This is a genomic window from Bradyrhizobium sp. SZCCHNR1093 (assembly GCF_032381175.1).
Classification (GTDB): domain Bacteria; phylum Pseudomonadota; class Alphaproteobacteria; order Rhizobiales; family Xanthobacteraceae; genus Bradyrhizobium.
This window is the reverse complement of the sequence record NZ_JAUHJJ010000003.1, coordinates 434,188-446,596: the sequence shown is the minus strand read 5'-3', so window position 1 is coordinate 446,596 and position 12,409 is coordinate 434,188. Positions and strand designations below refer to the sequence as shown.

At 66.6% G+C, this 12,409-nt stretch carries 11 protein-coding genes; 6 read left to right on the top strand and 5 right to left on the bottom strand.

Features of this window, described 5'->3' with window-relative positions:
* Nucleotides 1-9: 9 nt before the first annotated feature.
* Together gpt and QX070_RS13080 are read right to left on the bottom strand one after the other, a co-directional pair.
* Nucleotides 10-531 (bottom strand): xanthine phosphoribosyltransferase, encoded by a 522-nt coding sequence (gpt, locus tag QX070_RS13085; protein WP_315737456.1) that lies wholly within the window; start codon nt 529-531, stop codon nt 10-12.
* Between the two features lie 39 nt (nt 532-570).
* Entirely contained in the window at nt 571-1,308 is a 738-nt protein-coding gene (locus tag QX070_RS13080; RefSeq protein ID WP_315737455.1) for a competence/damage-inducible protein A, read from the bottom strand.
* Between the two features lie 228 nt (nt 1,309-1,536).
* Here QX070_RS13080 and QX070_RS13075 point away from each other — a divergent pair, with 228 nt between their 5' ends.
* The 5 genes from QX070_RS13075 (at nt 1,537) to QX070_RS13055 (ending at nt 6,768) form a co-directional block, all read left to right on the top strand.
* On the top strand, nt 1,537-2,955 hold the full coding sequence (locus QX070_RS13075) for a circularly permuted type 2 ATP-grasp protein (protein ID WP_315737454.1): 1,419 nt from the start codon (nt 1,537-1,539) through the stop codon (nt 2,953-2,955).
* A gap of 80 nt (nt 2,956-3,035) precedes the next feature.
* Entirely contained in the window at nt 3,036-3,980 is a 945-nt protein-coding gene (locus QX070_RS13070; protein ID WP_315737453.1) for an alpha-E domain-containing protein, read from the top strand.
* Nucleotides 3,981-4,152: 172 nt separating this feature from the next.
* Nucleotides 4,153-5,001, top strand: a complete 849-nt coding sequence (locus QX070_RS13065) for a transglutaminase family protein (protein WP_315737452.1) — start codon at nt 4,153-4,155, stop codon at nt 4,999-5,001.
* 208 nt (nt 5,002-5,209) lie between these two features.
* A complete protein-coding gene (locus QX070_RS13060; RefSeq protein WP_284419127.1) occupies nt 5,210-5,968 on the top strand; it encodes a peptidase in 759 nt (252 codons plus the stop codon).
* A gap of 44 nt (nt 5,969-6,012) precedes the next feature.
* The gene (locus tag QX070_RS13055; protein WP_315737451.1) at nt 6,013-6,768 is read left to right on the top strand and encodes an SDR family oxidoreductase; all 756 of its coding nucleotides are present in this window, start codon (nt 6,013-6,015) and stop codon (nt 6,766-6,768) included.
* A gap of 169 nt (nt 6,769-6,937) precedes the next feature.
* Here QX070_RS13055 and QX070_RS13050 read toward each other — a convergent pair whose 3' ends face one another.
* Complete coding sequence (locus tag QX070_RS13050; RefSeq protein WP_315737450.1) at nt 6,938-8,164, bottom strand: MFS transporter; 1,227 nt, start codon at nt 8,162-8,164, stop codon at nt 6,938-6,940.
* A 117-nt stretch (nt 8,165-8,281) separates the two neighbouring features.
* On the opposite strand from QX070_RS13050, the gene QX070_RS13045 reads away from it, so the two are divergent.
* Nucleotides 8,282-9,529 carry a NupC/NupG family nucleoside CNT transporter gene (locus QX070_RS13045; protein ID WP_315737449.1) on the top strand — a complete coding sequence of 416 codons (1,248 nt, stop codon included), beginning with the start codon at nt 8,282-8,284 and terminating at the stop codon, nt 9,527-9,529.
* On the opposite strand, the gene QX070_RS13040 is transcribed toward QX070_RS13045, so the two are convergent.
* Both QX070_RS13040 and QX070_RS13035 read right to left on the bottom strand, forming a co-directional pair.
* Nucleotides 9,467-11,488 carry an acyltransferase family protein gene (locus tag QX070_RS13040; RefSeq protein WP_315737448.1) on the bottom strand — a complete coding sequence of 674 codons (2,022 nt, stop codon included), beginning with the start codon at nt 11,486-11,488 and terminating at the stop codon, nt 9,467-9,469. The genes QX070_RS13045 and QX070_RS13040 overlap by 63 nt on opposite strands.
* Before the next feature lie 221 nt (nt 11,489-11,709).
* Entirely contained in the window at nt 11,710-12,288 is a 579-nt protein-coding gene (locus QX070_RS13035; protein WP_315737447.1) for a cupin domain-containing protein, read from the bottom strand.
* Between the last annotated feature and the right edge of the window lie 121 nt (nt 12,289-12,409).

Genomic DNA, 12,409 nt, shown 5'->3' with positions numbered 1-12,409 from the left:
GCCCCCTCCTCACGCCGCCCCGTCGCGCAGCGGTGGCGCGAAGGACAGCGCGGTGTCCCAGGGGAAGAAGATCCAGGTGTCCTGCGACACCTCGGTGATGAAGGTGTCGACCAGCGGCCGGCCCTTCGGCTTGGCGTAGACGGTGGCGAAATGCGCGTCGGGGAGAATTTCGCGGACCATGCGTCCGGTCTTGCCGGTGTCGACGAGGTCATCGACGATGAGGAGCCCTTTGCCGGTGCCGCCACCGAGTTGCGCGGTGTCGAGCGAGATGCCCTTCAGAACCTGAAGCTCGCCCTGCTTGGTGTGGTCGTAGCTCGCGATGCAGATCGTATCGATGACCCGCACGCCAAGCTCGCGCGCCACGATCGCCGCCGGCACCAGTCCGCCGCGGGTGATGGCCACCACGGCATGAAACGGCCCGATCTCGTTCAGCCGCCAGGTCAGCGCCCGGCAATCGCGATGAAACTGGTCCCAGGACACCGGGAAGGCCCGGCCCGCGCGCTCCTCTGCACTCAAAGTCTTGTCTGGCATCTCATCTCGTCCGTGAGTTTCTCGAAAGCTGCACCTGCTTTAGCGCGTCACGTTGAGCCCGGCGAGCATCTCCTTCACCGCAGCCATCGCGGCCGACAGCTTGTCCTGGTCGCGCGAGCGCACGACGAGATGCGTGTTCGGCTTCTGGTCCTCGTCGATGAAGGGATAGCTGCCGATGATGGCGTCCGGATGCGCCTTCGCGATCTCGCGCAAGGGACTGCCGATATCGCCCTCGCGCGCGTTGGCTCGGACGGTCTCGGACAGCATCCGCACGCCCGATTTCAGCTTCGGCGCCACGATGTCCATCATCGCCTGCATGATCGAGGGCACGCCGGCCATGACGATGACGTTGCCGAGCTTGAAGCCCGGCGCCAGAATGGTCGCGCTCTGGATCAGCTCGGCGCCGTCGGGGATGCGCGCCATGCGCAGCCGCGCCTCGTTGAGCTCCTGCTCGCTCCAGCGCTCTCGGAAGCGCGCCACCACCTCGGGATGGTGGTCGATGCCGACGCCGAACGCCTTCGCGATCGCATCCGCGGTGATATCGTCATGGGTCGGACCGATGCCGCCGGTGGTGAACACATAGGTGTAGCGATGCCGCAGCGCGTCGAGCGCCGCGATGATGTCCGGCTCGTCGTCCGAGACCACCCGGACTTCCTTGAGGTCGATGCCGAGATTGGTGAGGTATTCGGCGATGAAGCCGATGTTCTTGTCCTTGGTCCGGCCGGACAGGATCTCGTCGCCGATGACCAGCAACCCCGCGGTGACGATCTCGCTCATGGTTTCTCCTCGCATCTGCCGTCTCTTTTGGCCCGCCACGGCGCCAATGTCATCCGGAACGTCGCAGTCTATGCCGCGGATTTGAGCACGACGCAGCCGGTTTTTCGGGCATGGCTTCAGCAACCCCCACGAAATGCCGCAGGAGAATGCATATCGCGCTGGCCCGGCCCTTGCTACCGTCATGCAGAGTCATGCAGTGTATGGCGAGGCTGGGACACACGGGCATCTATGGCAGTTGCGTTCGACGAAATGAACGAGCCGGGCGGCGAGGTCCGTCAGGCTTATCAGGAGCTGTCGCGGTGGCTGAAGGAAACGCCGCCGGAGGCGCTGGAGTATCGCCGCCACGAGGCGGAGCTGCTGTTCCGGCGAATCGGCATCACCTTCGCGGTCTATGGCGAGGCGGAGGCGCAGGAGCGGCTGATCCCGTTCGACGTCATTCCGCGCATCCTGTCGGGCAAGGAATGGGCGCTACTGGAAAAGGGGCTGAAGCAGCGCGTCAAGGCGCTGAACATGTTCCTGCGCGACATCTATCACGGCCGGGACATCCTGCGCGCCAACGTCGTGCCGGATGACCTGATCTTTCAGAATCCCGTGTTCCGCCCGGAGATGAACGGGCAGGACGTGCCGCACGACGTCTACGTCCACATTGCCGGCATCGACATCGTCCGCGTCGACGCCAACGACTTCATCGTGCTCGAGGACAACGCGCGCACGCCATCCGGCGTGTCCTACATGCTGGAAAACCGCGAGATCATGATGCGGCTGTTTCCAGACCTGTTCGCGCGCCACCGCGTCGCGCCGGTCGAGCGCTATCCGGACGAGTTGCTGTCGGCGCTGCGCTCGGTCGCGCCGCTCAGCGCCTCGGCCGAGCCGACGGTGGCGCTGATGACGCCCGGCATCTACAACTCCGCCTACTACGAGCACTCCTTTCTCGCCGACAAGCTCGGCATCGAGCTGGTCGAGGGCCGCGACCTCATCGTCAAGAACGATGAGGTGTTCATGCGCACCACCGAGGGGCTGAAGCGGGTCGACGTGATCTACCGCCGCGTCGACGACGACTTCCTCGACCCCCTCACCTTCCGCCCCGACTCGGCGCTCGGCGTGCCCGGCCTGATGTCGGCCTACGTCGCCGGCAACGTCACGCTCGCCAACGCGGTCGGCACCGGCATCGCCGACGACAAGGCGATCTACTCCTACATGCCGGACGTCGTGAAGTTCTATCTCGGCGAGGAGCCGATCCTGAAGAACGTGCAGACCTGGCGCTGCCGCGAGCCGCAGGATCTGTCCTACGTGCTCGACCATCTCGGCGAACTCGTGGTCAAGGAGGTGCACGGCTCGGGTGGCTACGGCATGCTGATCGGCCCGGCCGCCACCAAGGCGACCATCGAGGCGTTCCGCGACAAGCTCAAGCGCGAGCCCGAGGGCTTCATTGCCCAGCCGACCTTGGCGCTGTCGACCTGCCCGACCTGCGTCACGTCAGGGCTGGCGCCGCGCCATGTCGACCTGCGCCCGTTCGTGCTCACCGGACGCGACCACACCACCATCGTGCCGGGCGGCCTCACCCGCGTGGCACTGAAGGAAGGCTCGCTGGTGGTCAATTCCAGCCAGGGCGGCGGCACCAAGGACACATGGGTGCTGGATGAGTAAGCCTCGCCTCACAAACCTTCGATCCATACTTGCCTTTCCCGCCACCGAGGCGGGATCACTCCGCAGCTTGTAGATTGCCCATGCTGTCGCGCACCGCCGAAAACCTGTACTGGCTGGCTCGCTACGTCGAGCGCGCCGAGTATCTCGCCCGCACCATCGACGCCACCTTGCGCGTCACCGCCCTTCCCGCGGCCTATATCGGCAAGACCAACGAGTGGGAGTCGGCGCTGATGACCGCCGGCGTCAATGTCAGCTTCTACGAGCACTACTCCGAGGCCAACGAGCAGAACGTCGTCGAATATCTCTCGTTCAATCCGTCGAACCCGTCCTCGATCAAGAACTGCATCGAGGCCGCCCGTCTCAATGCCCGCTCGGTGCGCACGGCGCTCACCTCGGAGATGTGGGACACGCTCAACGGTTCCTGGATCGAGCTGCAGGAAGTCTGGAGCAAGGGCACCAAGACCCGCGAGGATCTCGCGCGCTTCCTGCGCTTCGTGCAGGAGACCTCGCTGCGCTTCGACGGCTCGGCCTACCGGACGATGCTGCGCAACGACGCGTACTGGTTCTCGCGGCTCGGCCTGCATCTGGAGCGCGCCGACAACACCGCGCGTATTCTCGACGTCAAATATCACGTGCTGCTGCCCGAGGACGAGCATGTCGGCGGCCCGCTGGACTATTATCAATGGACCTCGATCCTGCGTTCGGTGTCGGCGCTCACGGCCTATCACTGGGTCTATCGCGAGACGCTGAAGCCCTGGCTGATCGCGGACCTCCTGATCCTCAACGACACGCTGCCGCGCTCGCTGGCGAGCTGCTACGGCAACCTCGTCCGCAATCTCGACCAGATTGGCGTCGCCTATGGCCGCCAGGGGGCGGCGCAGCGCCATGCCCGCGGCGTCCGCAACCGGCTCGACCACTCCAACATGGACGACATCTTCCAGCGCGGCGTGCACGAGTTCATCCAGGAGTTCATCGCCGACAATTCGCGACTTGGAGAGATCATCACCAAGCAGTATCTGATCTGAGCGCCCGGAGCGCAGCGGAAACAGCGATGGGCGGCCGTCGGCCTGTGTCTGCGAGACCACGTCCGGCGCCGGGCGCCCTCCCCTTCGCCCGAGGGGTCCTCCTTCCCCCTTTCAGGGAGAGGTGAAACGAGCTACCGCGGACAGCACATCTGACGAAGACTGGTCGACCGCCATGCGCCTGCGTATCTCCCATTCCACCACCTACCGCTACGAGCCGGCGGCGACCGGCGCCATCCAGATCATCCGCATGACGCCCGGCAGCAATGACGGCCAATATGTGGCGGAGTGGCAGATCGACGTGTCGACCGATGCCCGCCTCGACATGCATGAAGACGCATTCGGCAACGTCACCCATGTGATCACCCATGGCGCACTCGAGGACCTCACGATCACGGCCGAAGGCCTGGTCGAGACGCACGACACCGGCGGCGTGTTGAAGGGAGCGGACGAGCGCTTCCCGCCCAGCTTCTTCCTCCGGCAGACACCCCTCACGGCTGCCAATGCCGCCATGGCTGCCGTCGTGCGCGATCTGCGCGCGGAATCGGACAGCGACGTGCTCGGTCTTCTGCACACCCTGATGGTGCAGGTCTACGAGCACATGACCTTCGACGAGGATCCGACCCACAGCGGCACCTCGGCGGCGGAAGCCTTCGTGCTGAAGCGCGGCGTCTGCCAGGACTATGCGCACATCTTCATCGCCTGCGCGCGCGCCGCCGGCATCCCCGCGCGTTTTGTGTCCGGCCACTTCCTGCGCTCTGATGGTGCAGTGCACCAAGAAGCCGGCCATGCCTGGGCGGAAGCCTATGTGCCGAATCTCGGCTGGGTCGGTTTCGACGCCGCCAACTGCATCTGCACCACCGACGCCCATGTCCGGGTCGCCATCGGGCTCGATTATCTCGGCGCCGCCCCGGTGCGCGGCACCCGCTATGGCGGCGGGACCGAAACGCTCACCGTGAAGGTGAAGGTCGAGCAGGTCGGCCGCGGCGGTCCGTCGCAATCGCAGTCGCAGCGCCAGTCCTGAATTCCGGAACCGCCGGTCTTCCCGTGGCCCGCATGAGCGGCTTGTCCGCCGAAGCCCGCAAGGGCGAAGGCGGAAGCGACATGCGGGTTCACCGAGACAGCGCGTGAGATCCCGGATGTCGCTCCGCTCATCCGGGCTACGGAAGTGCGGGGTTGGACGAAGGGGCGATTTTCGCTAGTAATTCGCGCAATGGCTCGAGGGGACTGAGATGACCTATTGCTGCGGAATTCTGGTGCGTGACGGCCTCGTCATGATCGCGGACACCCGAACCAACGCCGGTCTCGACAACGTCTCGACCTTCCGCAAGCTGCACATCTTCTCCAATCCGGGCGAGCGCATCGTGGCGGTCGCCAGCGCCGGCAATCTCGCCGTCAGCCAGTCCGTGCTCTCGACCTTGACCGAAGGGATGGAGGACCCCGAGACCGGCGAGGTCGAGACCCTGATGAACGCGCCGACGATGTTTCAGGCCGCACAGCGCATCGGCAAGGCGATCCGCATGGTGCACGCCACCGAAGGCCCGGCGCTGAAGGCCGAAGACATCTCGTTCGACGTCTCCTTCCTGTTCGGCGGCCAGATCAAGGGCTCGCGGATGCGGCTGTTCATGGTCTACACCGCCGGCAACTTCATCGAATGCACCACCGACACGCCCTATCTGCAGATCGGCGAGCACAAATACGGCAAGCCGGTGCTGGACCGCGCCATGCATTACGACGTCGAGCTCTACGAGGCGCTGAAGACGGGCCTGATCTCGATGGACTCGACGATGCGCTCCAATCTCGGCGTCGGCCTTCCGATCGACGTGCTGGTGGTGCGCGCGGAGGCCTGCGAGGCCGACCTCAACCACCGCATCGAGGCCGGCGAGCCCTATTTCCACGATCTCCGCTCGCGCTGGTCGGCGGCCCTGCGCGCGGCGCACAACAACATTCCAAGGCCGCCCTACAAGACTCAGAGCGAGTCGAAACACTGAAACTGCAGAACACTGCAAGACACGTGAACTGAAGGTGAGGAAACATGGCTGAAGCGGCAAAGAAGATCGCCCTGGTGACGGGCGCAGGCACGGGGGTCGGCCGCGCCGCATCGCTGGCGCTGATGAAGGGCGGCTTCACCGTGGTGCTGGTCGGCCGCCGCAAGGAGATGCTGGAGGAGACCGCGAAGCTCGGCGAGCCGGGCATGAGCCTGCCCGTCCCCGCCGACATGACCGATCCCGCCTCGATCGCGGCACTGTTCGACACCGTGAAGTCGACCTACGGCCGACTCGACGTGCTGTTCAACAACGCCGGCATGGGTGCGCCGCCGGTGCCGTTCGAGGACCTCACTTTGCAGCAGTGGCAGTCGGTGGTGGCGACCAACCTCACCGCGCCGTTCCTGTGCACGCAGCACGCCTTCCGCATCATGAAGGATCAGTCGCCGCGTGGCGGCCGCATCATCAACAACGGCTCGATCTCGGCGCATGCACCGCGGCCGTTCTCCTCGCCCTACACCTCGACCAAGCACGCGATCACGGGTCTGACGAAAGCGTCGAATCTCGACGGCCGCGCCTATGACATCGCGGTCGGCCAGATCGACATCGGCAACGCCGAGACGCCGATGACCGAGCGCATGGTCGGCGGCGTACTGCAGCCCGACGGCCGCATGATGCCGGAGCCGCGCATGGACGTGAAGGCCGTCGGCGACGCCGTCGCCTACATGGCCTCGCTGCCGCTCGACGCCAACGTCCTGTTCATCACGGTGATGGCGACCAAGATGCCGTTCGTGGGACGGGGCTAGCCACCGTTTGTAGGGTGGGCAAAGGCGCTGACGCGCTGTCTCGGCAAACGAGATAGCAATGGCGCCGTGCCCACCGTCTGGCCGCTCATGATGCCGCTCAATGGTGGGCACGCTGCCGCCCTTCGGGCGGCCGCTTTGCCCACCCTACGGCAGGGTGCCTCCACGACTCCTACTCCAACCGCTCCACCTTCCGCAGCTCGGGAAACAGCTTCATCCACAGAAGCGCGACCGCGATGGTGCCGACGCCGCCGAGGATGGCGGCGGGCATGGCGCCGAGCAGCGCGGCGGTGATGCCGCTCTCGAACTGGCCGAGCTGGTTGGAGGCGTTGATGAACAGGAAGTTCACCGCGCCGACGCGGCCGCGCATCTCGTTGGGCGTCGCGAGCTGCACCAACGAGAAGCGGATCACGACGCTGATGGTGTCGGCGGCACCGAGAATGGCGAGCGCAGCGACCGAGATCCACATCACATGCGAGACGGCGAACACGACCGTCGCCGCGCCGAACACGATCACCGCCTGGAACATGCGCAGGCCGACGCGCCGCCGGATGGTGTAGCGCGCCAGCACCGCCGTCATCGCCAGCGCGCCGACCGCGGGCGCTGCGCGCAGCACGCCGAGCCCGAACGGCCCGGCCTGAAGGACGTCGCGCGCATAGATCGGCAGCAAGGCCGTGACGCCGCCGAGCAGCACCGCGAACAGATCGAGCGAGATGGTGCCGAGAATCGCAGGATGGGCGCGGATGAAGCGGACGCCAGCGAACAGGTCGGCCTTGCTGCCGTTGATCCGTTCGACCGGAACGTCCTCCGGTACCTGCATCAGGCCGGTCAGCCCCATGCCGGCAATCCAGAACAGCATCATGATGCCATAGGGTAGACCCGGCGCGACCGCGTAGGCGAAGCCGCCGATGGCGGGACCGGCGATGGTCGCGAGTTGCGCGGCCCCGCTCGACAGTGCGCTCGCCCGCTGCAGCGTGCCTGCCGGGGCGATCAGCGGCAGCAGCGCCGCAGTCGCGGGGCTCTCGAACGCCCCGGCAATGCCGAGCACGAAGATCGCAGCAAACAGTTCGAATTCGCCGAGCTGACCGGCGTAGGCGCCCCAGCACAGATAGAGCGCCGTCAGCGCCTCGACGAGCTGACAGAGCTGCACGACGCGCTTGCGCTGGAATCGGTCGGCGGCGCTGCCGGCGACGAACACCAGCAGCGCCGTCGGCAGGAACTGGATCAGCCCGACCATGCCGAGATCGAAGGCACGCCCGGTGAGATCGTAGATCTGCCAGCCGATCGCCACTGCGGCGATCTGGCTCGCAAAGCGCGACAGGCTGCGGGACGAGAGGAAGAACAGGAACGCGCTTTGCTTCAAGAGATCGCGCGCGCCGATCGGGACGGTGGACGACATGGTGGCGCCTGCGTGACGCAGGCCCAACTGCTTGTCAATCGCAAGCCCCGCATGGCCGCACGGCATTGCGCGCGGCTGTTCCCTGCGCTCATAATGAAACGGGGTTCGGGGGATCTGATGCTGCAGCTGCAATCGGGATTCGGGATCGTCGCGCTGCTCGCGATCGCATGGGCGCTCGGCGAGAACCGGCGCGCGGTGTCGCTGAAGCAGGCCGCGCTTGGCCTCGTGGTCACGATCCTGACCGCGCTCGTCCTGCTCAAGGTCCCCGCGGTTGCCCGCGCCTTCGGCGCCATCAACGACGTCGTCGGCGCCATCTCGTCGGCCTCGCGGGCCGGCACCTCCTTCGTCTTCGGCTATGTCGGCGGCGGCGCCCTGCCCTTCGACCTCAAGGCGCCCGGCGCCGATTTCGTGCTCGCCTTCCAGGCGTTGCCGATCGTGCTGGTCATGAGCGTGCTGACCACGCTGCTGTTCTACTGGCGGGTGCTGCCGCCCTTGGTGCGCGGCATGGCCTGGCTCTTGGAGCGCACGCTCGGCGTCGGCGGCGCCGTCGGCCTGTCGACCGCCGCCAACGTGTTCCTCGGCATGGTGGAAGCGCCGCTGTTCATCCGGCCGTATCTGGCGCAGATGACACGCAGCGAATTGTTTCTCGTCATGACCGGCGGCATGGCCGGAATCGCCGGCACCGTGCTGGTGCTCTACGCCACGCTGCTTGCGCCGCTGATCCCCGATGCCGCCGCGCATTTCGTCATCGCCTCGGTGCTCGGCGCGCCGGCGTCGATCCTGATCAGCCTGATCATGGTGCCGGAGACGTCGAAGCAACTCACCGGCGGCGCGCTCGGCGAGGAGACGCAGGCCACCTCGACGATGGACGCGATCGTCAAGGGCACCAGCGCCGGGCTCGAGCTGCTGATGAACATCGTCGCGCTGCTGCTGGTGCTGGTCGCGCTGGTGCATCTTGCCAACGCGATCCTCTCGCTGTTGCCCGCCATCGGCGGCGCCGACATCTCGCTGCAGCGGCTGCTCGGCCTCGTCATGGCGCCGGTGTGCTGGCTGATGGGCCTGCCGTGGTCGGAGGCCGTCACGGCCGGCAGCCTGATGGGCACCAAGACGGTGCTCAACGAGCTGATCGCCTATGTCGAGCTGGCGAAGCTCGATGCGACGGCGCTCGATCCGCGCGCGCGGCTGATCATGCTCTATGCGATGTGCGGCTTCGCCAACTTCGCCAGCCTCGGCATCATGATCGGTGGACTCGGTACGATGGCTCCGACACGACGCGACGAGATCAACGCGCTCGGCCTCAAATCAATCGTCTCCGGCACCCTCACCACCTGCCTGATGGGTGCGATCGTCGGGCTGCTGACGTGAGCTGAGCTCGGTCGTCATCGGCAGCAGTTGCGGCACGATCCTCGCCATCACGAGCTGGGAGCCCTGCGCCGTGAGATGCGCATGATCGAACGACAGCGGGACGTCGCCGACCGTGAGCGGACAGCGGCCGTTCTCGCAGACCGCCGACAGGATCGAGATGTAGGACAGGCCTTCGCTCGTCGACAGCGCCGCCTGCATCGCCTGATCCAGCGCAAAGATGTCGGACCGGACGAACGCAACGGGATCCGGCGCCACGCCGCGCAAGGTAGCGCGCGCCAGCATCGAGGGCAGCCGCGCCCGGAATTGCACGGAGGGACCGAGCAGCACCACCGGAATGCCGGCCTCGCTGAGACGCGCCAGCGTCAGCCTGAGATCGCGCACCATGCCGGCAAAGCGCGGCGGGCGGGCGTTCTCGAGCCAGTCCGCCGACATCACCACGAGATCGGGCCGCGCCGTCACGAAATAGTCGCGCATCTGGCTTGCCAGGGCGCGGCAGGCCGCGATCCCCTGCGTCTCCGCGCTGAAGGTCGGCATGCAGGTCGGCTGGCTCGCCTGCATGACGTTGACGGCCTGCGGATCGATGCTCGCGGCGAGGCCGTGATAGTAGTGGGCCGCAAAGCTGTCGCCCCACAGCAGCACGTTGACCTTGCCGCTCACCGGACGGAGACAATCCCCGGGCACGCGCCCGTCCGGCGTCGTGAAGCAGGTGCCGTAGCGATAGACCGGCTTCATGTCGTAGGCGTTGTAGGCGTCCAGCCGCTGCGCCGCGCGGTCGGCGTCCGACACGGCACCGGCGCGCAGCAGGCCGACGCCGCTGCCGGCCAGCAGCAGCAGGCTCGCCAGCGCCGCAAGACCGAAGGCCGCGCGCGGGGTCGCTGCGAGCTGGCGATTGCGGAACGGTTGCTCGATGAAGCGCCAGGACAGCGTGGCGACCGCGACCGTGAGGGCGAACAACGCCGCCCGCTCCCAGCCGTCGAGCGCCAGGCCGGGCTTGGCGAAGCGCGCGAAGGCGAACAGCGGCCAGTGCCACAGATACAGCGAATAGGAGATGCGGCCGACGAACGCCGCTACGCCGAGCGGTGACAGCCGGCTGCGCGGCACATTGGCCACGCCGACGCCGCTCCACAGGAACAGCGCCGCGCCAAGGCATGGCGCGAGCGCGTCGACGCCGGGGAAACCCGGTCCGGGGCGCAGCGCCAGAATCGGCACCGCCATCAGCAGCAGCGACAGCGCGCGGGCGCCGCGCTGGGCGAAACCCGGCCGCGGTGCGGGAAGTCCGGAAATCGCGACCAGGCCGCCGAGCAGGAATTCCCAGGCGCGCGGCGGGCTGAGGAAGAACGCACTCGCGGACGCGCCGCCTCGCATCAGCAGCAGACCGAGCGCGAACGAACCAACAGCCAGCAGCGCCAGCGTGACCGGCAGCGCCTGCCGTCGCCCGCGCGCTATCAGCAACACGGCCCAGACCACGACGGGCAGCACCAGATAGAACTGCTCCTCGACGGCGAGCGACCAAGTGTGCAGCAGCGGCTTCTCGACCGCGGCGTGGTCGAAATAGCCGGACTGCTGCCAGAAGAAGATGTTCGAGGTGAAGGTGACGACGGCGGCCGCGGAACGGAAGAACTCGGCGCGCTCGGAGCCCAGCATGTCCTGCGACGCCGGGATCGCTGCGAACGCCACCATGGCGTAGAGCGCCGGCAGCAGCCGCCGCACCCGCCGCTCGTAGAATTGCGCGAACGAAAAGCGGCCCGCCGCCATCTCCGCGGCAATGATGCCGGTGATCAGGTAGCCGGAGATGACGAAGAAGATGTCGACGCCGACGAAGCCGCCGAAGATCGCCGGCGCCTCGAAATGGAATGCGACAACGGAGAGCACCGCGATGGCGCGCAGCCAGTCGATGTCCTCGCGATGGGCGGCACCTGAAGCCGAACCGGCGCCCGCGTTGGCGATGCGGGGCTGCATCGATGCGCGCGTGCGAGGCGCGCGCGGGATCGTGGGAGCGAACTGAACGACGAAGCGCGGCAACGGGACGGGTACGCCTTTACGCAAGCCCGCGGCGAACACCTCTTACGGATTCGTCGCCGGCCCATCCGTCCCAGTGACGCGAGACCGGATGTCAACACACACGCGCGATGCGACCGCCGTCCATCGCACGCAAATGTTTCCATCCATTTCTGTCGGCTTTACGTCGACAGTTCGACGGTTTTGAAGTCGGCCGGCAGGATCACTTCCAGCAGCTCGACGTCGTCGGAATAGTCGAGGATCATGTGCCGGATCTTCGGCGGCTGAGTCCAGCAGCTGCCCTCCTGCATCAGCGTCTCGCCGACGCCTTCGAGGTAGCTCTTCACCCAGCCCTTGAGCACATAGACCATCTGGAAGTCGACCGCATGGGTGTGCAGCTTGGAGACTTCCTGCGGATTGCATGGCGGCAGCATGCGGATGACATGCGCGCGCGCCAGCCCGTGAGTCGCGTCGGCGATGCCGAGGTCGCGGTAAACAGCATAGGCGCGCAAGCCGTCGGCCTTGAAGTCCTCCTCGCGGTGATGGCTGATGGCGACCTTCTGTTTGCGCCGGCGCGGCGCCGGCGCTGGTCGCCCCTTGCTCGCGAGCGCCTTGCGCGCCGAGGGTTTCGCCACCCTTCCCGGCTTGGCAGGCGCCGCGAAGGCGGTCTTCGCCGTCGGCTTTGTCTTTGCGGTTTTTCGCGGCGCGGCTTTCGCGGCGGCGCGTGATGCTGATTTGGCGGTGCGGCTCTTCTTGGCCATGGCGCTCTCCCTGCGTGTCCTCGCACGCGAGGATAGCACAACCTGCCGCTTTGCGGTTCGACCGATCGACGACCTCAACAGGGCCGAGGCAGCGCTTAACCCGGATGAGCGAAACGACATC